Source organism: Sinorhizobium numidicum (assembly GCF_029892045.1).
In the GTDB taxonomy this organism is placed as follows: Bacteria; Pseudomonadota; Alphaproteobacteria; order Rhizobiales; family Rhizobiaceae; genus Sinorhizobium; species Sinorhizobium numidicum.
Genome location: NZ_CP120367.1, coordinates 257,154 through 281,480 on the forward strand (window position 1 = coordinate 257,154; position 24,327 = coordinate 281,480).

The 24,327-nt window shown below is 56.8% G+C and carries 16 protein-coding genes and 5 pseudogenes; 14 read left to right on the forward strand and 7 right to left on the reverse strand.

The window, feature by feature from the left end:
* The first annotated feature begins 48 nt into the window (after positions 1 to 48).
* The 5 genes from PYH37_RS01235 (at position 49) to PYH37_RS01255 (ending at position 6,719) form a co-directional block, all read left to right on the forward strand.
* Complete coding sequence (locus PYH37_RS01235; protein ID WP_280731650.1) at positions 49 to 438, forward strand: VanZ family protein; 390 nt, start codon at positions 49 to 51, stop codon at positions 436 to 438.
* Between the two features lie 88 nt (positions 439 to 526).
* Positions 527 to 1,525, forward strand: a complete 999-nt coding sequence (locus PYH37_RS01240) for a glycosyltransferase family 2 protein (protein ID WP_280731651.1) — start codon at positions 527 to 529, stop codon at positions 1,523 to 1,525.
* Positions 1,522 to 3,702: a glycoside hydrolase gene (locus PYH37_RS01245; RefSeq protein WP_280731652.1), complete on the forward strand. Its 2,181-nt coding sequence runs from the start codon at positions 1,522 to 1,524 to the stop codon at positions 3,700 to 3,702. The genes PYH37_RS01240 and PYH37_RS01245 overlap by 4 nt, the downstream gene beginning before the upstream one ends.
* A 153-nt stretch (positions 3,703 to 3,855) precedes the next feature.
* Positions 3,856 to 4,887, forward strand: a complete 1,032-nt coding sequence (locus tag PYH37_RS01250) for a capsular polysaccharide export protein, LipB/KpsS family (RefSeq protein WP_280731653.1) — start codon at positions 3,856 to 3,858, stop codon at positions 4,885 to 4,887.
* Positions 4,888 to 5,510: 623 nt separating this feature from the next.
* On the forward strand, positions 5,511 to 6,719 hold the full coding sequence (locus PYH37_RS01255; protein WP_280731654.1) for a hypothetical protein: 1,209 nt from the start codon (positions 5,511 to 5,513) through the stop codon (positions 6,717 to 6,719).
* 329 nt (positions 6,720 to 7,048) lie between these two features.
* On the opposite strand, the gene PYH37_RS01260 is transcribed toward PYH37_RS01255, so the two are convergent.
* A complete protein-coding gene (locus PYH37_RS01260) occupies positions 7,049 to 8,035 on the reverse strand; it encodes a glycosyltransferase (protein ID WP_280731655.1) in 987 nt (328 codons plus the stop codon).
* A gap of 300 nt (positions 8,036 to 8,335) precedes the next feature.
* On the reverse strand, positions 8,336 to 9,211 hold the full coding sequence (locus PYH37_RS01265) for a glycosyltransferase (RefSeq protein WP_280731656.1): 876 nt from the start codon (positions 9,209 to 9,211) through the stop codon (positions 8,336 to 8,338).
* Positions 9,212 to 10,197: 986 nt separating this feature from the next.
* Here PYH37_RS01265 and PYH37_RS01270 point away from each other — a divergent pair.
* A complete protein-coding gene (locus PYH37_RS01270) occupies positions 10,198 to 11,622 on the forward strand; it encodes a phosphohexomutase domain-containing protein (RefSeq protein ID WP_280732493.1) in 1,425 nt (474 codons plus the stop codon).
* Between the two features lie 34 nt (positions 11,623 to 11,656).
* Positions 11,657 to 13,087, forward strand: coding sequence for a mannose-1-phosphate guanylyltransferase/mannose-6-phosphate isomerase (locus tag PYH37_RS01275; RefSeq protein ID WP_280732494.1), 1,431 nt, complete (start codon positions 11,657 to 11,659; stop codon positions 13,085 to 13,087).
* Between the two features lie 279 nt (positions 13,088 to 13,366).
* On the opposite strand, the gene PYH37_RS01280 is transcribed toward PYH37_RS01275, so the two are convergent.
* The 4 genes and pseudogenes from PYH37_RS01280 to PYH37_RS01295 form a co-directional block, all read right to left on the reverse strand.
* A complete protein-coding gene (locus tag PYH37_RS01280; RefSeq protein WP_280731657.1) occupies positions 13,367 to 13,948 on the reverse strand; it encodes a dienelactone hydrolase family protein in 582 nt (193 codons plus the stop codon).
* A gap of 37 nt (positions 13,949 to 13,985) precedes the next feature.
* Positions 13,986 to 14,276 (reverse strand): annotated as a pseudogene (locus PYH37_RS01285) (transposase domain-containing protein); the annotation flags it as partial.
* A 149-nt stretch (positions 14,277 to 14,425) separates the two neighbouring features.
* A pseudogene (locus PYH37_RS01290) lies at positions 14,426 to 14,599 on the reverse strand (transposase); the annotation flags it as partial.
* Between the two features lie 246 nt (positions 14,600 to 14,845).
* A complete protein-coding gene (locus tag PYH37_RS01295; protein WP_280731658.1) occupies positions 14,846 to 16,066 on the reverse strand; it encodes a glycosyltransferase family 2 protein in 1,221 nt (406 codons plus the stop codon).
* Positions 16,067 to 16,353: 287 nt separating this feature from the next.
* On the opposite strand from PYH37_RS01295, the gene PYH37_RS01300 reads away from it, so the two are divergent.
* The 5 genes and pseudogenes from PYH37_RS01300 (at position 16,354) to PYH37_RS01315 (ending at position 22,150) form a co-directional block, all read left to right on the forward strand.
* Positions 16,354 to 17,148: a WecB/TagA/CpsF family glycosyltransferase gene (locus PYH37_RS01300; RefSeq protein WP_280731659.1), complete on the forward strand. Its 795-nt coding sequence runs from the start codon at positions 16,354 to 16,356 to the stop codon at positions 17,146 to 17,148.
* Between the two features lie 121 nt (positions 17,149 to 17,269).
* Positions 17,270 to 17,626: pseudogene (locus PYH37_RS32330) on the forward strand (glycosyltransferase family 2 protein); the annotation flags it as partial.
* Positions 17,627 to 18,268: 642 nt separating this feature from the next.
* A pseudogene (locus PYH37_RS32335) lies at positions 18,269 to 19,351 on the forward strand (polysaccharide deacetylase family protein); the annotation flags it as partial.
* Positions 19,341 to 20,411: a glycosyltransferase family 2 protein gene (locus PYH37_RS01310; protein ID WP_280731660.1), complete on the forward strand. Its 1,071-nt coding sequence runs from the start codon at positions 19,341 to 19,343 to the stop codon at positions 20,409 to 20,411. The pseudogene PYH37_RS32335 and the gene PYH37_RS01310, both read left to right, overlap by 11 nt.
* Positions 20,408 to 22,150: an ABC transporter ATP-binding protein gene (locus PYH37_RS01315; protein ID WP_280731661.1), complete on the forward strand. Its 1,743-nt coding sequence runs from the start codon at positions 20,408 to 20,410 to the stop codon at positions 22,148 to 22,150. Before PYH37_RS01310 ends, PYH37_RS01315 begins: the two co-directional genes overlap by 4 nt.
* Before the next feature lie 181 nt (positions 22,151 to 22,331).
* Here the strand turns inward: PYH37_RS01315 and PYH37_RS01320 are convergent.
* Positions 22,332 to 22,655: pseudogene (locus PYH37_RS01320) on the reverse strand (transposase); the annotation flags it as partial.
* Between the two features lie 79 nt (positions 22,656 to 22,734).
* Between PYH37_RS01320 and PYH37_RS01325 the strand changes: the two are divergent.
* Together PYH37_RS01325 and PYH37_RS01330 are read left to right on the forward strand one after the other, a co-directional pair.
* Positions 22,735 to 23,835, forward strand: a complete 1,101-nt coding sequence (locus PYH37_RS01325) for a glycosyltransferase family 2 protein (RefSeq protein WP_280731662.1) — start codon at positions 22,735 to 22,737, stop codon at positions 23,833 to 23,835.
* Between the two features lie 228 nt (positions 23,836 to 24,063).
* Positions 24,064 to 24,309 (forward strand): hypothetical protein, encoded by a 246-nt coding sequence (locus tag PYH37_RS01330; protein ID WP_425336064.1) that lies wholly within the window; start codon positions 24,064 to 24,066, stop codon positions 24,307 to 24,309.
* Positions 24,310 to 24,327: the final 18 nt, after the last annotated feature.

Below are 24,327 nucleotides of genomic sequence, written 5' to 3' on the forward strand. Positions count from 1 at the left end.
GGGAACGACGAGCCGCGAGACCGCGAGATGCAGGAAGGCAAGTCATCGATGAACTTCAAGCTCGCAGCGTCCATCCTTGCATGGCTCCTGCTTGGCCTTATCGCCTATTCGACGCTGTCGCCGCTCGATATGCGTCCGCGCATGGGCGCTTGGGTGCATGTGGAACGGTTCGGTGCCTTCGGGCTCCTGGGGCTCCTGTTCGCGACGGCCTATCCAAGGCGGTTCTTGCTCGTTCTGGCCGTCGTCATGGCAACCGCGATCGGGCTCGAATTGCTGCAGATGCTGTCAACGGACCGGCATGCACGCCTCGTCGACATCGCTGTCAAGGCGATCGGAGGAGCGTGCGGCGTTGTTGCCGGTTGGTTCGTTACATACAGTCGCCATCGCTTTCGCCATGCGATGGCCTGGGTAAACCAAAACGCAAACTATCGAAGGTAGAACGGCAGGGACTCGGATGCGTGGCTGGCCGCGCCGATTTCTGGGATGGAATAACTGCGCGCCTTCCCTGCCGATATTGGGGGCTCTTTTGACTATATCCGTTATCATCAAGACCTTGAATGAAGAGCAGCGGATTGCCGCAACGATAGAGAGCGCACTTTCCGCGCTTCAGGGCAGACAGGGCGAGATCATTGTCGCCGACAGCGGATCATCAGACCGCACGGTCGAGATCGCCTCACAGTATCCTGTCATTATTGCGCAAATTGCCCCGCCGGCGCTTCCGAGCTGCGGTATCGGGCCGCAGCTTGGGTTCCAATATTCCCGCTACGAGTACATCTGCATCATTGACGGAGACATGCTGCTGGACGGCAGCTTTCTCGACACGGCCGTCGCATTCCTTGCCGACAATCCTTCCATTGCTGGCGTGACCGGGCATGTAGAGGAGATGCTCGTTTCCAATCTCGAATTCGCGCGCCGCACCAAGCGCAATGCGCCGGAAAATCGTACAGGGCCCGTCGATCGTATGAATGGCGGCGGGCTGTACAGACGCAGTGCAATCGAAGAAGTGGGTTATCTTTCCGACCGTAACCTCCACGGCTACGAGGAGTTCGACCTCGGTATCCGCCTGAGAAGCGCCGGTTGGGGGCTTTATCGCCTCGACCGTCGCTTCGTCCAGCACTTCGGTCACACGGTCAATTCCTACCGGCTCCTGGTTCGCCGCTGGAAGAGCAAATACCTCTACGGGATCGGAGAGCTCTTGCGCGCCTCTGTCGGCAAGCCTTATTTCCTGCAAGTCATTCGCGAGCTGCCCGAACTGAAGCTTTGGGGCCTCGTCTATCTTTGGTGGCTATTTTCCCTTCTGTTGATCGTGTTCCTGCCGGACAAGGCCACGGCAATTGCCGCAATCTGCGCGGTGCTCGTCGGTGTCATCCTGCTGGTCAGCGCCAAGAAGCGCAGCCTGAGCATGGGGCTCTATACGGTCGTTGCCTGGTTCTTCCATGCCGCCGCTCTGCCCATCGGATTGCTGAGAAGGCGCAGACGGCCCGCCGAACCGATCGAAAGCAGAATCTTCGGAAAGCCTGCATGAACATAGGTTCATTGCTTGCCGCAGCAACGCTATTTTTCGGCTGTTCGGCTCCGCCCGCAAGCGGATCAGATCAATGGGTGCCGGTTCGGGAGGTCTCGCTCGAAGTCCGTGCCGGAAGCCCGCTCGATTTTTCGTCTTTTCTTCCAAACGGGCCGATCGATGCGGAACATCGCCTTGTTGCCGGCACGCACGGACGCCTGGGATTCGCGAGCTCGCCTGAAACGCCGGTCAGAATGCTATGTGCCTCGCTTGCCTGGAGTCCCGCGTCAGGCGGGTTTCCGGATCACGACGATGCGGACCGCTACGCTCGCCAGCTTGCTCTTCACGGATACAACATCGCACGGCTGCACTTCGTTGACGCGAGCCTGATGTTCGGCAGGCAGGCCGATTTCGACTTCGATCCTCAGACGCTTGATCGCATTCACTATCTGCTCTCAGCCCTGAAGCGGAATGGCATCTATTGGATTATCGAGGGATTGTCGTCGCCCCGCGGCGCGTATGGCGGCTACGACGACCGTTGGGAAGCCAACGGCAATCTCAAGCTCGCGCTGCATCTGGACGAAAAGGCATTCCAACACTGGAGAACGCTGCAAGAGACGTTCCTCTCCCGGGTCAATCCCTATACCGGTGTTGCGCCAATCCGGGACGACGCATTGGCGCTTGTGATCCTCGCAAACGAGAACGGCATCGAGTTCGACAGCGTCGTGCATGAGCGCGCGGGCGAACCTTCCTATGACGCGCGGCTTGCCGCCCCCTTTAACAATTGGCTTGCAAAGCGCTATCGGTCCACCGAGATGCTGATGAAGAGTTGGGGAGATCTCGATGACGACGAGCGGCTCGAAAGGGGTTCGGTGAAGCTTCCTGCCGAGCGCTATTCCGACAGTCCACGGATGCGAGATGTTCAGGCGTTCTTCGCGGAGATCGAACGCGCGTCCGCCGAGCGGCTGACAGAGGCGTTGCGGGATCTCGGGTATAAGGGACTGATCAGTACCTATAACAACTGGCCGACGATGCAGACTGCGCTTAGCCGGAGCGACCTCGAGGCCGTCACCATGAACACCTACCATGATTGGGTGGGCGGCTATTCTCCCGGCAGCGCACTCCTGCAGGTGAGTTCGATCGCTGATGGTGCCAATTACATGCGGATGATCGCTGCCGCGCGCTGGCTCGAAAAGCCATTTATCGTCAGCGAATACGATCATCTCTTCTGGAACCGTTATCGCTACGAGGGCGGGCTCGTTATGCCGGCCTATGCGGCACTTCAGGGCTTCGACGTGCTCTGCCGGCACGGCCATGGTCCGATCGTGCTCAGCTATGGCGAACCTTACCCCCACAAGAACGCGATGCTTCCTTATGCAATCGCCCTTGATCCGGTAGCGCGGGCAGGCGAAACACTCGCCGCACTCCTCTATCGACGCGGTGATGTGGCGATTTCCGGCATTACGATCCCCTTTGCGGTTCGCGGCGAGGAGGATCTGGGCGAGGACATGCAGGCGCGCGAGCCGGAGCGGCTGACAGACCTTGCTCTGGTCGGGCGCATCGGACTGCAGCATGCCGACCTCTTCGACGGTGAAATCGGCGTCATGCAGCCGCGTGTCCAAGACAGTGAGGATGTTCTGGCCACGCTGCGTGAAGGCGGCGTGATCGACCCGGAAAATCGCACCGACGTCGCAAGAGGGTTTTACCAGAGCGATACCGGGGAAATCCTGCTGGACCGCCACGCCGGACAGTTGCGGGTCTTAACGCGCTCGACAGAGGCGGCGGCATTCTCCTCGCTGCGGCAACCCATCGATCTTGGTGTCCTGCGCATCGAGCAGACAGACGGAGACGGTCTTGTCGCTCTATCGACGCTCGACGTGGGAGCCCCGCTCTCGCAGAGCCGGCGCATGCTGCTGATCTTCGCCACCGACGCCCAAAATACCGGGATGGTCTTTCGTGATAGCGAAGAGAGAATCATCGAGGATTTCGGCAGCCTTCCGGTCCTGATCCGGAAGAACTATGCCGATTTAACGCTCTCCAGGACAGCCGCCACTTGGAGAATATCGCCCATCGGCCTCGACGGCACCGTTTATCCGCCGGTCGAGAGTGGAACAGGAAGTGTGTCATTCCGACTCTCCAATGACACGGCCTACGGGCCGACTACATACTTTCTCCTCGAGCTCGAGGAGCACGGCTGACAGCTAATCGTGGCCAAGTTGGTTGTGAAGCGAAACGGGCGGTTCCACGCATTGGCGATTGCATTTTCCCGCCCAAACTGATTTTTGGCCCTAAGTTGGTTGGGCGATCGGCGTAGAGACGCTCGAGGATGAGGTGCAAGCCTGTTGCGAGCTATGGATCATTTGCCCCAGGTGGCCGGCAAAGCCTGGTGGCCAAGGCGGGGAGCCAGTCTCGGCGCGACGTTCTTCGTCCGTCAGGCCTTGCCATGGCTCGATCACTATTTCGGTGATCAACCACTCACCTCGACGCTTGCGCCCGGGATCGAGGGCATCGTTTCCTGGGGCGGGCGTCTTCCCGCAAAGAGCGCGATGGCAATTGCCCGTTTGCGACGGCTGCCCCATTGGCATCTGGAGGATGGCTTTCTGCGCTCGGTCGGGCTCGGCAAGGACGGCGCGCCGTCCCTCTCGATTGTCGTTGACGATCTGGCACTGCCTGTTGACGCCAGCACGCCCTCGCGCCTGGAACTCTTGATCGCGCAAGCCGCAGGCGGTGCTCAGGACATTTCGGGAAAGCACATCCGCGAACGGATGGTTCGATACAAGCTGTCGAAATACAACAATCTGCCGCATCGCCAGCCCTCGATCGAGGCAAGCAACCGGCGGCGAATCCTCCTCGTCGATCAGGTTCTCGGCGATGTCTCCGTCGAACGGGCGCTTGGGAGTCGTCACTCTTTCGACCGGATGCTGACTGACGCGCTCGCGAGCGGCGCGCAATGCGTGGTACGCACCCACCCGGACGTGATGGCGGGTTATCGCAAGGGTTATATCACGGAGCGCGCAGCAAGGACCGCCGGCGTCGTTCTGCTAGTCGACAAAGTATCGGTCGCTTCCATTCTCGATGTCGTCGATGAGGTCTGGACTGTATCCAGTCAGGTCGGTTTCGACGCCTTGCTGCGTGAAGTACCTGTGCGCTGCTACGCGGTGCCATTCTACGCCGGATGGGGATTGACTGAAGACCGGACGGGCAGCGGCGCGAAGGCTGCACTGGTTCGTCGCTCGACAGCCAGGCCCTCCGTCGATCAACTCGCAGCAGCCGCGCTGGACGCTTATCCAAGCTATCGCAATCCTTCAAACTGGGAGCCGATGGATGTGTTCGCTGCGATCGACCTCTTGGCTGCCGAAGTCCACGGAAAACAGCGCGCCTAGCCATTGATGTGCCTATCTGTCCGGTGTCATGTCGCATTGCCCGGCAAAGCCGCATGCTTTGAGATTCGTTGTCGAAACAACAACGATCGCGATGATCGGGTCACCCACCGCACCGCTCACTTATCTGGGCTTCAAAACGAAGTTCTTTGCTCGAGGGAGCGAGCAACTGCGGCCTGACACGACAGAATGAAAGAGCCGGTGTGAAGGCCGCGGCGCTGCAGCAGGGCACGAGATGCCGTGGCCGTGGCCCGCCAAAATAGCTTACCAGCAACGTGCATCTGAGTGGATACTAGCTTGATAGCCATTCACTCCTCCAGCAATTGCGGCAATCCCACGATGCCAGCGAATTCGATGATCCCGCCGTCCTTGACTTGCGGCGCGGGGAGACCGCCGCGAGTGCCGTCAGCCACCCGCTGGCACTTCGAAGGCTTTCAGTAGGCGCTAGTTTCCTGGTGCTACACAGGTCAACCCGGCCTGCAGTACTCATCGCCTAGAATCGCGCGCGGGCTCGTCAGTCCTTTTGGCGTAAGAAGATACTCATAACTAGGGAATCTTACCCGGCGGAAGATACCGGTATGATCTATCTGTGGCATTGCTCGAAATCGCACACCAGGAGAAGCCGCGTGAAGGGGATCAGTCGCCGTCATTTACTGCGCTTGGCATCCCGGCTGCCAGTCATCGGCTTCGCATCGGCATTGAGCAACGCTTGTGCGCGGACGGCGCAAGCGAAGTCTTCCGATGGAAACGGACCCCCAACCTTCATCAAAGGCGTCTGGCAGCAACCTGCTGAGAAAATGGCCCTGTGGAAAGCGCGCGGTATCAACACGCTTTTCGCGGTGAATGGCGGCGGGGATGTTGGCCTGTGGACAAAAGAGGCGAACAAGCAAGACCTATACATGGTGCGCGAGCCGGTCGGAATCAGCTATTCGGCTCCGAAACCGAGTTTTTTGGTCATTGATCGCGCCGCCTTCGAGCAGGACCTGCACGAGCCAAGATTGCTGGCCCTTGCGTTGATGGACGAACCTTCAAACCCGAAACCCGGTGGAAAGGATATCACCTACGAAGAAGTCTGGTTGCGGCCCGACGAAATCGATGTGATCGCCCGCGATTGGTCTGTTAGTGGAAAGCCTCTGTGGATCAACCACGTCGGCGCCCATGTCAACAATGTATATCTCGATAAGATAATGTCTGACTATGCCGACAGCCGGTATATCGATTGGCTAAGCCATGATTGCTATCCGATCGCCTCGGGCGATGCGTTAACTCTGGAACTTGATGGCTACACGTCCACGCATCAGGGCCATGCCATCGATCGAATGTCACGTTGGAGCGCCGGCAAACCGCAGTTCTCCTTTATCGCACTGACGCAATTTAATGGACAGGTTGGTCGAGAAACGACTCCATCAGAATTCCGCGCCCAGGCATGGTCATCGATCATCCACGGGGCAACTGGACTCATCTACTTTAGCTTCAAGTTTTCTCCCGAATTTTCATATGATGCCACGCCGCCAGAGCTGGCATCTGAACTGGCAGTCCTCCATTCGCAGATCGACGAGATAAGCGACATCCTCATGGATGTTGGGAGGGGCGGTCGTCGACCGTCATTTCTTCTAAGATCAGTTCGTGGCTCGGAAACGCAACTTGCGCCGGGCTTGCCGCACCCTTTTGAAGGCTGCCAGATTCGAACCGATGACGGCGAATACAAGATCATCTTGAACCTTTCAGATGATGCTGCTGAACTGACCTATTCGCCCTGGGGTTTATACAGCCTCCGCTTCGCTCCATACGAATGCAGAAGGGGATTTGCCGCTGCCGAATTGATTTCGAAGTAATGCTCGTGGCGGCAAATGTCGGAGCGCTTCAGCCACGTCGTCAGGACATCTTGCTGCCCAGGGTTGACTCGAGCCGATGGCCGTCGTGCGCGGCCCTGCGGTGTGCCGATGATTAAAGCACGTCGCGGTATTTAAGATTTATATCGGCCGCCGCTGGCTTTCCCGTGTTCGGCTACGGTATCGTCGTTGCAAATTGCTGAGCGCCGATTCAACCCGATCGGCAAGAAGATCGAGGCGATCAGCGACACGCATCCCGGACTATGTGTCTGGTCCTGTGCGGCATCATCATGATGCGATCTGCCGCTAACCGCTCCAAATAATAACCCCATTCAAATGAAGATTAGCGCGGCCACATTGCGCCATCTGTCCGGCGATCTGAAACGACTCCTGCTAAACAGGTAGCGTCTACGTATCGGTCCCGCCTGTGCCATCAGTAAGAAGCTGTCCAGCGCGCGACGCACTTCCGCCGGGCATTCGTCACGATAAGCCTCGCGGAATGCTTTCCCTTGATCGAGCCGGCGCTTGATCCAGAGGCGTCCTTCCCGGAGATTATTCCAATTTGAAAGAGCTCTGCCTAACGATGCGCGTTTAGGCTGCGACGCGTTCTGCCCATAAATGCGATAAAGAATGTGTGGTTCGGAATCGTAGTCAACGATACCCATCGCGGCAGCAATGAGATTGATCCACCAATCATGCATGATGGCTGCAGGTGGGATCTCTCCAATGCGTGCGAGGAGTGCCCGGTTCACACCGACTGTGCAGCCCACTACCGAAGCGTGCATCAGGGCGGTCTCGATATGCAGGCCGTAGGCGGGGTCAATAGCCTTGAATGCCCAGAATGAGGGATGAGTAATGCGGTCCGCGCCGTCTATCACCCTAAGATCGCCGTGCGCTAGGATCGGTTTATTCACGCCATGAATGGACTCCAGTCTGCGTAGGCGCGAAAGGCCGTTCTCTATCTTGTGTGGCAGCCAAATATCGTCATGATCCGCGATGAACACATAATCAGCCTTAGAGCGAAGGAGCAGTTCGGCGTAATGATTTCTCGCGCCGCCTGACGGTTGCGTGCGGCAGGTCAGTTGGACAGGATGGCGAAAGCGCGTCTGATGCGCCTTGACTATATCAATCGTCTCATCCGTGGAGCAGTCATCGCTGACAACGAGATGGAAATCATCGTTGGTCTGAGATGCAATTGATTCCAGAAATTTATCTAGAAATTTTGCGCTATTTCGAGTGCAGAGTATAATTTCTGTTCTAGAGTTACCTATATGATCCCTAGATTCGCTCATAATTTCTGCCGAAAAGATGTTATCCACTAAATATTCGAAATTTGTTGGTTTCGAATGTCTTAAATTTACTTCCTGCCGCTCTATCGCCTGATCTCAATCCGATCGCGATTACCTGCTCGACGCTCAAGGCGCTCCAGCGCAAGCGGGCCGCTCGCAGTTCCGACTCCATTGCCGATGCCCTCGGCGACATCTGCAATTCCTTCTCCGCCACAGATTGCAGACACTACTTCAATGCTGTCGGAGATGCCGATTGAATGCGACACGCTCTCTAGGCATTGCTCCTGTAGATAGCCGACCCGCTGACGATGATGACATGGAACTCCATGCTCACGATTGCCACAATCCCAGTCGCGATCTCCAGAGAGCTTTGACGCTGCCGAGACCTTCCCGGCCGAGAATTCTCAGTACGACGCGCTTTGCCAGCGCCCTGGCGGACTCGAGGACGAAGCGGGCCGGCAGCGACACCAAACGGTCGCGCCCGAGATCCAATTTACGGGGCTCATGGACGCCATCAAGCAGTCGACCGAAGCGATTTTTAAAAAACATAGGGGAAACGAGCCGACCCTTCACACGGTTGCTGACATTCGAGCCGTGCACGACTTGCAGCCAGCCGGGTTGACCGTCGATCTCGACAACAGGCATGTGCTCGCCCAACTCGGTATGCCACGCGGACCAACTGGTGACAGGCGAAGACCACGACTCTCTCACCGAGTTGAAAGCGTTTCTGATGTCGCGGTGCAAGTACACTCGGTCCGCTCGCCTGATCAGTCCGTTCACAACATAGATGGCCACGCGTTCGTGAGGGGTGACGACCGACTGCACCCTATCTACGAAATCGCTCGCGATGCCGTCGTCATTGTCCAGGTTAGTGGTGACGAGCACTTTGCCTTCGTGCTCGATTACGCCCCGGATATCGCCAATCATTTCCTCACGGGACACCGACTCCCGGAAGATCGGCGTGTACAATCCGGCCTTGGCATGACCAGCGATCCAGTTTTTCAACCATTCCGGGCTTGCTGGGTCGAAGTAAACAATCCAGTTGAAGTTCTGGTTCGTCTGGGCGGACACGGATGGCAGACAGTATTGCTCGAAGAGATCGATGCGGTCGCGCAGCCACCCATCCTTGGCCCGGATCAAGCTCTCCACGCCGCGCGAGGGTAAATTAAAACGAGTGAGCAGAATGTGGTTGAGACCAACGCTCATGTAGCTGTTCCAGATGACCGGTTGATCAGCCGCCGTCTTCGGTGTTGTGGAGTTGGGTGCGCAGGCCGATTGTTTCGCCGTCGGTGTCTAGTCTGCCGATTGGAGCCCCAAGCAGTCACGACATTACACTTGACGTTGATCGACCATGCCCCGAGCCCGATCAACCCGGATTCATCCTACCGGCACGAGCGGGGGTAAGGAAAGGTGAGATAGGCTTCTCCGTTCGGATGAGCCAGTACGCGCACTGGATCAATCGCGCTGCTAGGGCATAGACTCATGTTCGGCCCCTTTTGCGGAAGCATGAGTGTGTTGGCGCATTCCGGAGAGGCTTGACTGCCGTCGTGGCTAGAGCGGCAGTCCTCTCAATGTCGTCGGCGGCCGTCGCAAGATACGTCCTACAGGGCGCACTGATCTGCTGGAAACTACTAAGACACTTCAAGAGCAGTCCTTTGGGGCCACTAGGGCTGCCATACATGTATGATTTTTGTTCATGATGGGCGGCGCCTGGTTCTTCGAGATTGTGAGGAGCGACAGCACGGCTGCAGGCCTAGACGAGCCGGGACGACATGCTTTTGAGGAACCGCAGTGGCGCCAGGGGCTCGCTAAGGCTCGTATTCGTCGGCGTGAGGCGACACAACGCGCGCGGCCCGCGCCGTTTTCAACCCGCCCGCCGAACCTACCTCCAGTTAGATTCGCTGTGCCCGCCGCGGCGGATGCTCCGACGGTACGCTGCCCGGAGCCGCCCTATAGTTCTTTAGACGTATAATCTTAAAGGCCATACGGCGATCTGGGGCGACCAAACGACTATTTTACTTAAGCTTCTTATATTTCCCGGAGTAGTTTTGTAGACAATCTGAGAATATGGGCGGCAGAGAGACCTCCAAGGTTCAGATTATACTCAGGATGACTTTACTGTAACTCTTGAGACAGAAGCACGTGAAGTGCGGCATATGACGCAAACGCTCGTGACCAAGCAGTTGAACGCTATGAAATTTGGTACCAGCGGCCTTCGCGGGCCGACCGTTGATCTGGTCGAAATTGGCGCTAAAACCTATGCGACAGCATTCGGTCGGTACCTGCTTGAGACCGGAAAAGCTCAGGCGGGGGATCCGGTTTTGATCGGTGGGGATCTCCGCGAATCGAGTCCTGAGATCAAGAATATCTGTGGCTCTGTTTTGGAAAGACTTTGCTTCAGGATACTTGACTGCGGCACGGTTCCCACGCCTGCACTGGCGTTCTACGGCTCAAAATTGAAAGTTGCCAGCTTGATGGTGACCGGCTCGCACATTCCGGCTGACCGCAACGGAATTAAATTTTATGGTGCCGACGGTGAAATTGACAAAGCGGATGAAGCGGCAATAGCCGACTTGGCGGCTATCATCTCAGCCACCGATGACGCACCAGTCGGGCGCAGGGTCTCGGCCGAAGATCATTCGGATAGATGCCTTAATCTCTTTCGCCAGCGGAATGCAAAGCTGCTTGGCGATGGCGCGCTGGCGGGTCTTAAGATCGGCATCTATCAACACAGCAGCGTTGCTCGTGATCTGATCGCGGCGCTCCTTTCAAAATATGGGGCGCATGTTCTGCCTCTCGCGCGTTCAGAAGTATTCATACCTGTTGATACCGAAGCCATCTCACATAAGACAATCATGCTTCTTAAAACGTGGGCTTTCTCGCATAGGGTTGACGCGATCGTTTCCGCAGATGGTGACGGCGACAGACCACTCATCACGGACGAAACGGGCACGCCGCTTCGCGGCGACCTTATAGGAGTAATGACTGCTCAATTCCTCGGTGCAAAGACGATTGTTACGCCCGTCACATCCAATTCGGGGATCGAAGCGCTAGGCCTCTTCACCGTCACGCGGACCAAGGTCGGTTCTCCCTTCGTAATCGTTGGAATGGAAGAGGCTCTGGCTGCTTCCAAGGATCGGGTTTTAGGCTTCGAGGCCAATGGCGGAGTGCTAACCGGCGATGCTTTTGACGTTGGCGGATATCGCCTGGAGGCACTGCCTACCCGCGACTGCATCCTGCCGATTCTCGCCGTACTCTCGCTAGTGAAAGCGCAAAAAAGACCGCTTTCAGTTATCGCGCAGTCGTACCAATTGCCTGTCGCTGTTGCGGACCGTCTGGAAAATTTCCCTGTCGAGACCAGCGCGGGCTTGCTGAGCTATCTCCGTGCTTCTGGTGCTAATCTGTCAGCCTTTTTACGGGAAATCGGTCAGGTCACATCAACGAACGACATCGACGGTATTCGCGTTACGTTGGCGGAAGGACGCACTATCCATTTCCGGCCTTCAGGCAATGCGCCCGAGCTGCGCTGCTACGCCGAGGCTGCGACTGAGACCGCCGCATTGGAATTGTTGAATGCTGGACTTACCCGGCTGAGGCTTTGGGCAACAGGCATGTAGCATGGAACCTCCTGCTCACCAGGAAGCCCTTTACTTGCCCGGGAAAATTGTTCCGGTGATAATGGCAGGCGGCAAGGGTACACGGCTATGGCCGCTCTCTCGTTCAGCGTCGCCGAAGCAATTCATCCAGCTTATTGGCGATCGAACGCTCTTCCAAAAGACGCTTTTGCGCATCTCCAACTCGGACATCTACGAAGCCGCCGTCGTTGTTACCAATGAAGAGTTCCGCTTCCTTGCAGCAGAACAGGCACGCAAGATAGGTGTTGGTTTGAGCACGATTGTACTTGAACCAATGGCGCGTAACACAGCCGCGGCAGTTGCCGCGGCTGCCGCCGTGGCATCGCACCTCTTCGGTGAAGAATGTATCATTCACGTATTAGCCTCCGATCACGAGATCACCGTCGACCAGTCTTATCTCGAGGCAAATTCAATCGCGCGCGTGGAGGCTGCAAACGGGAAATTGGTGACGTTCGGTATTACGCCTACCGAGCCGGCAACTGGCTATGGCTACATCGAGGTCGGCGCAGCGCTTTCGAGTGGAGCCTATTCCGTCCGTCGTTTTGTTGAAAAGCCGGCTTTCCAAAGAGCGCTCGAGATGTTGTCAACGGGCGGCTTTTATTGGAATTCCGGCATGTTTATGTTCTCAATATCGACATTGCTAAATGAGCTTGCCGAGCATGCCCCGGAGGTACTAAAGGCTACGAATTTGGCGGTATCGAAAGCGGTAAGCGATCTCGATTTCGTGCGTCTTGACGGTGACGCCTTCGGAAAATGCCCCGACATATCTATCGATTACGCGATCATGGAAAAGACATCGAGGGCAGTGGTTGTGCCTTCTGTTTTCGAATGGTCCGACCTTGGGAGCTGGGATTCGGTCTGGAAGGCGAGCACACACGATAAGAACGACAATGTCGCTTCCGCAAACACAACGTTAACAAATACCAAAAGCTCGTTGATTATGACCCATGGCGCACATCTCGCCGTACATGGGCTTGAAGGCGTTGCCGTAATCGCCAGCGAGGATGCCGTTTATGTCGGTCGTCTTAGGGATAGCCAAGACGTCGGCAAGGTTGTGAGAATCCTTGCATCCATGCCTGCTACCGCGAAGCTTACCGAAACGCATCCGACTACTTATCGGCCCTGGGGCGGTTGTACGACCGTCTTAAATGGCGACCGTTTTCAAGTAAGACGCATCTTTGTCACACAAGGAAAGAGGCTGTCACTCCAGCGGCACCATCATCATTCCGAGCATTGGATCGTCGTCAAAGGAACTGCAGAAGTGACCGTTGGCGAAAATGTGCAACTGCTGCGGGAGAATGAATCAGTCTGTATTCCGCTTGGCGAAGCGCATCGGCTTGCAAATCCCGGCAGAACAGTGCTCGAAGTTATTGAGATACAGACCGGTTCCTATCTCGGCGAGGACGACATCATTCGCATCTCCGACGAGTTTGGAAGGAGTGAATAAGGCTGAGCCATCATCTGATGTCTGATGGCACTAAATATGCCGCTATAATGTTGTAAAGGCGGTAGTTCGATTGGCATTGACCTCCAGCCTTCGCGAGTCCTTGCGGACCTCATCGACAAGCTGTCGGCGGCGGACGGGGCCTTAGAGCCTGCAGCATCGGCTTGTGAGCGTCAGGTCGGCGACGCCCGTTTTTTCCTCGTCGGACTGACGCATGTGCTTCGCAGGCGCTGTTGCGGGACCATCTTTCGGGACTGAGCGCAAGCCAAGACGCCGACATGATCAGACGCGGTCCAGGAACTCAAGCACTCGGATGGTGAGTAGCGCGGTCGCATCGGCGTCGTACGACGGGAGCGAGCTGTCGGCGAAGTAGTGCTGATCGCCGGGGTACAGGAAAAGCTCCGCGTCCTCGACCTTCTCGACAATCTCGCGGGCGGCGTCGATGTCGCCCTCGCCGACGAAGATCGGGTCGTTGTCCATACCGTGGATTTGGACCGCGACGCCGTCCGGCCAGGGGCCGAAGGCCCACTCGCCACTGATCGGCAGGCAAGAGTGGAAGAGCAGGGCTCCGCGGGCTCCGGGCCGTGTCTGTGCCAGCTTCTGTGCCGGCAGCACACCGAACGAGAACCCGGCGTAGACGAGCTCGGGAGGCAGTTCGTCGGCGACGCGGACGCCGCGCTCCCGCATTTCGTCGAATCCGATTTCACCGATATAGGCGAGACCCTCATCGATACTCTGGAACGTGCGTCCGTCGAACAGGTCCGGCGTGTGCACGATGTGACCGCTGGCCCGCACGTCGTCGGCGAACGCGCGCACACCCGGGGTCAGCCCCTGTGCGTGGTGGAACAGCAAGACCTCAGCCATACAGGCCTCCGGGTGGGATGGTGTGGTGCACGTTCGATCACTCTACAGCATCATCGCCTCGCCGGGAAGAATGCGCACACGTTATAGGAGTAACGTCTGCGACCCAGGTGACGGCCGTCATAATTCGGCTCGAATAAGCGGCGCTCTCAGGCCACGGCCTTGGGCGTCGTGCTTGCAGCCTAAGCCCAGGCAGCAGGTCATCGAGTTGGCTGTTCGGATGGCCGTTGACGATCCTGCTGAGGACGTCGGCCAGACCGTCGTCGATGAAGCGGGGCAACCCGTCCCAGCGCGAGAGCGCATAGCGGATTGCCTCGGCGAGCTTCCTCTTCCCCATGGCGGCGAGCATCCGCGCAGACCGACATCTCGCCGCGATCCGGCCTTGGTGCTATGCATAAACTCTGTGATCGTCATATGTCGAAGCCCTCTTTGGCCCGACCATCAACGATCAAACCTGAACCGGAAGGTGGGGTCAAAACACTGCTTACTGCGCTTCACCTCGGATGGCATCATCCCACTATAGCGCTTGCGCCAGTTGTAGAACGTGGCATCCGATATCCCTGCCTTCCGGCAGACCTCAGCTATAGGTGTGCCTTCCTCCGCTTAGCGCAGAATGAAGGCGATATGTGCCTCCGTGAACTTCGACGTCTTAATGGAACTCTTTTTGCCCAATACCGGGAGCATAATCGGAAAATTCCAGTTTAGAGCGATCCGATTTTCGGGAGGCACATCATGAAATATGTCCCCTGATGGCCATGTTCCCACGCAGCCCCTGCATGGGATGACACAACGGTGTCGATCCTGGCGCGTGGCAATGCACGGCCCCGTTCTGGAAGCGCTGACTGTGAGCCTTCTGTCTACGCCGACGGTCCGATCGAAAGCAGGTTGACGCCCAACTGCCTACGTTCGGTTTTCTCCTGAGATCTTTTTCTTGCGGTCAGTCCTGATCCAGCCTTCCTTGGTGCCGCCAAGCAAGGCAGTCGGATAGAGTTTTAGTTTCCACAAGACGTAACGTGGAATCTTACCTATTGCGCTCGCAGGGAGTGCCTTGCGCCCATGGACAAGCCAGGCAACCACTGTTGCGAGTAATACCAGAAGCAGGTTTGTTGCACCGATCACCAAGGGCCACACCGACACATCCGCTGCGGCGATCACTCCAGCTACGAGCATCATTGATACGAGGAGAAGCCCGAGCAGTGTCAAAGGCGGCACCATCAGGTCCAACGTAAGCGCGAGGCGGGCCAGATTTCGAAGTATCAGAGGATCCACCAGAGATCGCAACTCCGTTCGAATCATGTCCAGATGGCCTCCTTCCCAGCGACGGCGTTGCGAGTTAGCTCCCTCCTTAGAAAAAGGAAATTGGCTGGTAACAAGCGCGTGCTCACAGAACCGTGGCGCGTATCCAGCGCTCGCGAGATCCAGTCCGAGCTTCATATCTTCAACTCGGCTTGCATGAGCGACATCCACACAGCGTAAAGCCTGCCAAGGGATCGCAAACCCCGTGCCGGTAGCTTGGCACGGTAGGCCCAAACGGGTGAGTCCGAGCGGTCTCACATAGTTTTTGACGAGGAACGCAAATTCGGCGACCGAAAAATTGAGCCCAGCTGCAGCAGGCGCTGTCATCAGGTTCCGCGACTGAGCCGGCCTGCCGCTGTCAACAACCGCTGCAACAAGGCTCTCCAGCGCGTTCGCTCCAAGATCGCAGTCCGCATCTACCAACATCACAATGTCTGGCGGCGCCTTCTCCAGGTAACGAAGGCCTGCGTCGAGTGCAAAACCTTTGCCTCGGCGCTGCGCGTCAAACCGTTCAATAACTTCCGCTCCTGCCGCCCGTGCGACCGCAGCGGTTCGGTCTGAACAGTTATCGGCCACCACGACCAACCGATCTCGGTCGCCCAACTGACGACCGATACTGGCGAGGGTCGTTGCGATGCCATTTTCTTCGTTGTGTGCAGGCACTAGGACGGATACAGCGGCGTCGCCTTTCCGTCCCAGTCCGGCGAGACGCCTCGTTCGTAGCGGCAGACTGCCGATCAGGCACTCCATCGCGTAAAGTGCACTCGGTATTGAAAGGGCCGCAGACACGCCGAAGACTGCGTAGCACAAAAAGGTGCTCAGCATTTGCCCTCCTTGCTAACGATAACATTTCGAGCATGACACAATAACAATGCAGGCGGTCAATATATCTCTCAGGACTTGTAAATACCTCCTTCGTGCAAGGGTGGATAATATTTGTCGTAAATACAGCAAAAAGGGCACTCTTGCCTACGTCAATTGATGTCGTCCCGGCTGATTGAGCCACGGTATTGAAATGTTAAAATTCGACGTACCAAAACAGATCACGCGAAGTGTTTGGAAAATAGACCTGACTTTGCAGCCACCTATCGCGAGGAGAACGAGGAACGTCGATGGCGGGTTCAGCTCTCTTGTCCCCTGTGGAGGTATACGACGCAAGGCGAAGGCATTATTTTTTGGGCGCGCCGTTTGACTGTATAGCCAAAAAAACAGTCGTGGATCTCGTCAACAACTGCGGCTCCGACGCGCGCTTTCGCTACGTAGTTACACCCAATGTCGACCATGTCGTAAGGCTGAATAAAAACACGATGCTCGCTCCGTGCTATGATCATGCTTGGTTATCACTTTGCGATAGTCAGCCGATCGCAAGGTTGGCAAAGATTCTATCGCTGGATTTGCCTCTTGTGACCGGTTCAGACCTTACAGCCGTTCTTTTCAGCTCGGTGATCCAAAATGGCGACCGTATCACGTTGATCGCGGCGAATGCGACCATTGTTCGCGCTCTTGAGCTGGCGTATCCGGGCGTTTGTTTTCGGGGTCTTGTACCTCCCGATGCGGTAGGGTCGGACCCTGCAGCCTTAGAGGACTGTGTGGATTTCGCCATACGGGAGGGGGCACGCTTCATCTTTATCGCGATTGGTTCACCGCAGTCGGAGAAGATTGCACATGCGATGTTAACTCATCCCGAAGCGCAGGGCATCGGCTTCTGCGTAGGCGCTAGTTTAGAATTTCTCATAGGAAGCAAGAAGCGCGCGCCCGCTTGGATGCGCCGGGCAGGGATTGAATGGCTACACCGGCTTGCGTCGGATCCGAAAAGGTTGTGGCGACGCTATGTCTTTGCGATCGTACCACTAATACGTCTTTTCGCCGGAGAGGTAGCTCGGAGGCACTACCCTAGGCTTCGATAATAGACCGAGCGCGATTTGCCCCGTAGGGCGACGAATCCGGCAGCCTGAAATCGGAGCTCGCAGGTTGCCTATATGGCGTCCACCGTCTGCTTCGCCGTTGGAACGAGCCGAGGTACCAGAGATGACGCTCCCCGCAATTACATTTCTGATTCCGGCTTACAATGCATCCGGCACATTGGCACAATGCATCGGTAGCCTGCGTGATCAAACCTTTGCCAACTGGCAGGCCGTCATCGTTGACGATGGCTCCATCGACGACACATTCGAGGTTGCGAAGAGACTCAGCGCAGCGGATGCGCGTATTGCCGTCTTCAGGCAGGACAACGCGGGAGCTGCTGCCGCGCGAAACCACGCCGCTTCAATGGCTGAGGCGCCTTTCCTCTGCATGCTCGATGCCGATGATTGGATCGAGTCCGATTTCGTCGATTGCATGCTTCCCCACGCCTCTGGCGGCCATAGCCCCATCATAGCGCATTGCTTTTACCGCAGGGTGACCGCGGCAGGCGTGGCGCTGCCGGTCGAGAAAGCGCCTGACCTGACGGGGGATGCGGCCAAGAGGGAATTTTCATCCTATTGCGCCTTGGCGATCCACACCGCTGTCTTCCCTCGCTCTCTGTTCGACGAGCTTGGTGGAATGGATACACGGTTGGCCACCTGCGAGGAGTGGGACCTCTGGCTTCGCATGGCCTTCTGCGGTGCAAAGTTTCGTCCCGTGCCCAAGTGCCTGGCCAATTACCGGATGAGGAGCGGATCCTTGTCAAGGGATCCCATGAAATTGGTCCGCGACGCGGTTGCTGTCATAACCCGCGCAGCCAGCTTGCGGCAAGGCGACGCTTCCGCTGCGGCGGATCCACATCACCTCGGCCCGGAAATCAGCCAGGTCCGAATGCTTGCCTGGGTTGCTTCGGTCAATGCGGGAGGCGCAACGGATTTGCCATCGCTGGCCGCACTCTTGCCGATCTTTCCAAATGTCGCCGGCTATGAAGCATTTCTGGCGGAGGTGACCTTGCATGGCTTGAGAACCGGACTGATGGTTGCGGATGAGGGCGAGGTCCTCGAATGCATTGATGATTGGATCGTTCCTGTCGCTGCCCTGTTTGATTATTTGGAAGGGCGATCCATGGACGACATTTCACAACTCACTTTGGTTTGCGAAAAGATGGCCGCGGCGCTTAAACCAAACGGATATATCCTCACTGCGCATGCTCACCTTCGCGGCGATGAGCCGGACCGCACCGGCTTTGATTGGTCCCGCCCCTTCGGCGTTGCGACAATCAAGCAAACATTCGAGAGCGTCCCTGGGTTGGCTCTGGAAAAGACGATTGAGACCGAGCTCTACGCAATACACCTTTTCCGAAAAGGCGAGGCCAAGAGAACATCTGTCTCCCGTGAAGAATACGGCCGCCCTCTTCAGCCCACCGTGGCGAAGTTTATCGTATGGGGGCCCGGAGGTATGGGACGAGCCGCAGCTTGGGAAACCGAGACTACGACCGAAATACCTGTTCTGATGTATCATCGTATCGCCGAGGAGGGCCCGGCCACCCTCCTTCGGTACCGCACAACCGCTGAAGATTTCCGCAAGCAATTGCAGTTCCTTCATCGTCAGGGGTTCTACGGGTTGAATTCAGTTCAGCTTGGCGCCCTTCTGAAAGACGGCAAGCCGGTACGAGGGCGGCCAGTTCTCGTTACCTTCGACGATGCTTACGCAGATTTTGCGACCGATGCCTACCCAATCCTCGAAGATAATGATTTTTCTGCCGATGTGTTCGTTGTAACGGCAAAGGTTGGCGGGCATTCGGATTGGGATCGGACCTACGGGGAACCGGCTAAGCTAATGGACTGGGATCAGATAAGGGCGCTACACTCAAAGGGCGTTTCTTTCGGCTCTCACTTGGCCACCCATAGACCGGCAAGCTCCCTAGGGGGGGACATGCTGGCGATAGAGGCCCTGGAATCCCGATGCATCCTCGAACGGAAACTGGGAGCAGCGGTAAATTCGATAGCTCTCCCTTACGGCATTGCGGACTTCCGAGTGCCCTCCACGCTGGAGAAATGCGGATACGAGATCGCGTTTACGACACGGCAGGCGAAGGTCTCCTTGCAAGACAACCGCCTAAGCCTTCCCCGCCTTGAAGTAAGGGGCGACCGGCCGTTGGCGGAATTCGCAACTCTCCTCGGGTTGGGAGGCGCGTTTGTCGGTTGAACCTGGTATTGTTCGGAACGGTCCTCTCGTTAGCGTCATCATTCCAGCGTACAACGCGGCAAGGACGCTCGAGGAGACCCTGATCAGCGTCCGGAATCAAACCTATCGCAATCTTGAGATCATTGTTGTCGATGATGGCTCGAAAGACAGTACATTCGAGTTGGCGCAAAAGCATGCCAAGGCTGATGCGCGCATCCTCATCCACCGGCGGGCCAATGGGGGCGTAGCCAAGGCGCGCAATGCCGGGATCGCTCTGGCGAAGGGACAATATATCGCCCCCGTCGATGCAGATGACCTTTGGGATCATTGCAAGATCGAGCGCCAGGTGCAGGTGATGCTGCAAATGGCGGAAGGCCATGGCGTCGTTTATAACTGGTATGCGGCAATTGACGAGGACAGCATTGTCGTTGGCTATTCCGGCCCAAATTTCTCTAGAGGACAGGTTTTTGAAGAACTGCTAAGGCATAATTTCATCGGAAATGGCAGCACGCCGCTAATGCCCCGTGTCGATTTAATCGCCTGCGGCGGTTATGACCCCTCTTTGCGCGAGCGCGGGGCGGAGGGTTGCGAGGACCTGAAGCTATATCTCGCTCTGGCGGAACGGCTGCCTTTCGAGCTGGTGCCCGACTATCTGACCGGCTACCGCTTTAGCAACGGCAACTTGTCCAGCAATGCCTGTAGCATGGTGCGGTCATACGACATGGTCGTATCGCCTATTCGGGCGCGCAGGCCGGAACTTGCATCGCTCATCGACGAGGCGAGCTTTTTTACAGCCCGCTGGTACTTCCAAATAGCATTCCGGGCTCGAGATCATAAGCAGATCACGAAGCTGGTCCCGCTCATGGTTGCCAACCACCCGGCTCGTTTAGCAAAGCATGGGATCCGCGTCGGCTGGCGCAGTCTGAAGGCGATTGGCCGATGCGTCTTCCGGCAAAAACTGGTAAGCCAGACCGCATTTCCGACTCCTGAAATGGGCATCCCGTATTCTTCAAGCCGCGAAATGAGTCCTGATGCCATCAAATCTAACTCTGGTTCTCAACCGGGGCTTTGGCGAAGATGAGCAAAGCGGATGCACTGACGTTTGGGAGAGATGGCAAGCGCCGCCATCGCGTAGTCTTCGGGATAGTGCACCAGCTGCGTGAGTTTATTCCGTCCCTTTATCTCGTTACCGGATTGATGGTGGCGACTGGTATCCTGTCTGGCCTTGCGGAGATGGTCGGAATTACCTTGCTCATCAGCCTCATATTCCTCATCGCCCAGGATGCCCCCACAGTTGATCAGCCCCTAGCTTGGCTACCTAGGATAATTAGCGATTTCGATGTTAGCCTGCCAAAGGGGGTCGTCATCGGCATTCTCGCGGGAGCCATCGTATTGCGGCTGCTGCTGGGCCTTGCGAATGGCCTGATCGGAAGTTTCGTCGCCCACCACATCAGCGAGCGAATTCGTGGAAAACTCTACGATAAAATACTGGATCTGGCGTTCCAGGACATTGGCCGGCATGACAGGGGCGAGCTGATTACGATCCTTTCCACCGAGTCCTACACCGTCGCCGGCGCCCATGCGAGCCTGGTTCGCCTCGGCGTGAATATAGGTACAATCGTGATATTCGGCATCGGCATGCTGGGCATTGCCTGGCCAATTGCCCTGGTCGGCCTCGCCTTCGGGGTCGTTCACAATGCGACGATGAGGCTGTTCGCCACTTCCTACAGGCGGCTGGGCAAGGCCCTCAGTGGCTCCCTCGAGGACCTGACCCAACTGAGCTGGACCACGCTACTAACGCTGAAGGCCGTTCGAAGTTTTGGCCTTGAGGACAAGCAGCGTTCTCTGTTCGCCAACCTGTCGCATGAGGTTGCACGAAAGTTGAGACGGTCGGAGCAACTGGGTGCGATTACGTCCATTCTCAGCGAAGCTCTCATTTTCGGCGTTCTCCTGGGCATTATGCTCTTTTCCAGTTTCCTCGCGGTGGATTTTCCCGCCGCCCTTTCGGCCACAGTGCTCCTCTATCGCCTTCAGCCGCATATCAACGAGCTCGACCAACAAATCCTGCACCTTCATGAGATGGAAACTCCGCTTCAGCGTGTTTTCACTCTGCTGGCACAGCCGGGCGAACGGCATTTGAACACGAGGGGTTTTCCCTCGCGCGGGGTGGAGCGCGCGATAGAGTTCAAGAACGTGACCTTCCGCTACCCCGACACCCCACGCCCCGCGATTGAGAGCATCAGCTTCTTCATCAAGTCTGGTGAAAAAACCGCGCTTGTCGGGCCGAGCGGCGCTGGCAAAACGACCATCATGAATTTGATCCTTCGCCTGGCTGAGCCCACCTCAGGAAGCATTGTCGTCGACGGTACGAGTCTCCAGAACATCCAACGCAGCAGCTGGCTTCAGCAGTTGGCAATTGCGGGGCAGGATGTGGAGCTGATGGAGGGAACCGTTCGCGAGAACATCCTTTTCTACAGGGACTTCCCCGATGAGGATGTGCGATGGGCTGCGGAGCTGGCGGGCGCCGCTGAATTCATCGATGAACTCTCTTACGGCTATGAGGAATGGCTGGGTGACGAAGCGGTCAAACTGTCTGTTGGCCAGAGGCAACGTATTGGCCTTGCCCGCGCCCTGGTCGGGCGCAAGAATACACTCTTTCTGGATGAAGCCACGAACGCGCTGGATGAAGAAACAGAGATGCGCGTGCTCACCCGCATCCTGGATGAATACAAAGAGAAGACTGTGGTCGTCATCAGCCATCGCCAAAAGGTTGCCGCGCTGATGACAAACAGGATCAATCTCGGTGGCCATCCCGGTTGAGTGTATCCGGTGAGGACGTCGCCCTACTCTGCTTCGAGGTCAAGTGGCGGCGAGCGCGTGATTGCTTATTTCGATGTGAAATCGTCCGCGATATGGCGTAGCTTGGCCACGCCTGACATCGCGCTTAGTCATTTCCACGCCTTGCTGGTGGGAACATATTTCGCGACATCCTCTCGATCCGCCTTTTTCCCGTGGCCGTATGCTGATGAGCGCGGACACAGGAACTGTCGATCATGACGACGGCGCCCTCGAGGGCCTTTGCAATCGGGCGCGAGACAGATCCCAAACAACCAAACACCCGCCTTCCTCCATCGTACAAAACCGTTGTGGAATTGCTGTAAAGTCCATATCGCTCCGGCACGTCCGCCCAAGGTGAACCAGTGCGGAACCGCCGCAAAACGCCGTTGATCACCCGTCGGTCATCGACCCGCGGCACGCCGCGGCTCTTGTTCGGCAACAGGGGCTGAATAATCGCCCACGACGACGGGTCACGCGAGGCCTCCAAATAAAAGCCTCATTGAATCACCATCTTACCATGCAAGAAACGCGGTTTATGAGTTTGCGCCCTTAGTGAGGGTCATGAAATGGGTGAAGACCACAACCTTGATAATATCCGCGTGGCCGTGGTAATTCCTGCATACAATGCCGAACTTTATATTAGCGAGACCCTGAAAAGCGTCGCGGAGCAAACGCACCAGAATCTAGAAATCATGATCGTTGATGACGGATCGACCGACAGCACACCCACAATTTGTCGTGCTTTCACCGCCTCGGATGGACGTGTAAAGGTTATATCAACTTCAAACCACGGCGTTGCCGCTGCAAGAAATCGGGGCATCAAAGAGACAAGCGCTGAGTATATCGCATTTCTCGATGCAGACGATATTTGGCATCCCACTTATATCGACCGGCAATTGAGCGCCCTACATGAACTACCGCCGGAATGGGGGGCCGTTTACGCCCTTTACCGTCTGATTGATGCTCATGGACGATGCTTCGGCTCTGGTCCCGCTGTCCATGCCCGTGGGTATATTTTTGCACGCCACTTGGCTTTTAAATTCGTTGGCAACGGAAGCGGTCTTATGGTTCGCCGGCGAGTCATCGAAAAAATAGGCGGATACGATCCTTCCTATGCAGCGCAAAATCTTGAGGGTTGTGAAGACTTTGACCTGGAGATCAGGATCGCCCGGCACTTCAACGTAGAGGTAGTTCCTCTAGGTCTGGTCGGTTACCGCATCCATGCCGGTAGCATGTCGTCCAACCGGGAAAGAATGGCGAAGGCCGCGATCGAAGTCACCAGGAGATGCATCGCACGAACCGGACCGTTGCCTGATATCGTCGTGCGCAATGCACTGCTCTCAGCCCATGTCTATGCCATCTTCAATTTTCTCGAGGCCCGAAAACTCGTGCCCCTTCTGAAGTCCTTAGCGGCCATACTAGGATGCGACGCTTTGCTTGGTTCTGCTATCCTTTTCATCCTGATCCGCAGACCGATAGGCAAAGCGAAGCGTGCCCTTAAACGCCTATGGAAATATACTACGCGCGATGCGGAGCCGCCCGCAAAGCGGTTTCTAGATATCCCCCTGGATGCGCCGTTGTACGATGCTCCTTCAGTTTTCAGAACACCACGTAGGATGGTCCTTCTGGAGAAGGCGGATCATGAATTCCCGCAGACCTTGCACTAGCGTCGGTCTATTTTGCTCCATTAAGATTGCCGCGGTCGACTGCACTCGGGAAGACCGGACCCCCTCGGTGCGGGATGAGAAGGCTGTTCAATTTTCCGCGTTACTTGCGCGCTTCTAATGCCGATTTTGCGGCCGCTTTCAATATGGCGAGCTATGTCACTTTGCGCGGACTAGGATGCATTGATTCCAGCCGTTGCACTATCGCGTTGATATCGCGCCCATACATGTTTGACTTGGCTTTCGCTGAATCCGGCGAGTTTCCGAGTTCTAGCGGGCGCGACGGGCGGAATCGCGCTGATCAATACGATCGGCAATATCGCCGGTTTCGCCACTCCGTACATCACTGGCGTGGTTAAGGACGCGACCGGGTTCTACGAGCTTCCGATGTTTGTCGCTGGGGGATCGATGCTCGTCTCCGCGCTGCTCGCCTTTTCTATCGGCGCAAAGGTGAAGGACCCTGCGATCTGCGCTTGATAAGGCGCATTCGGCTCG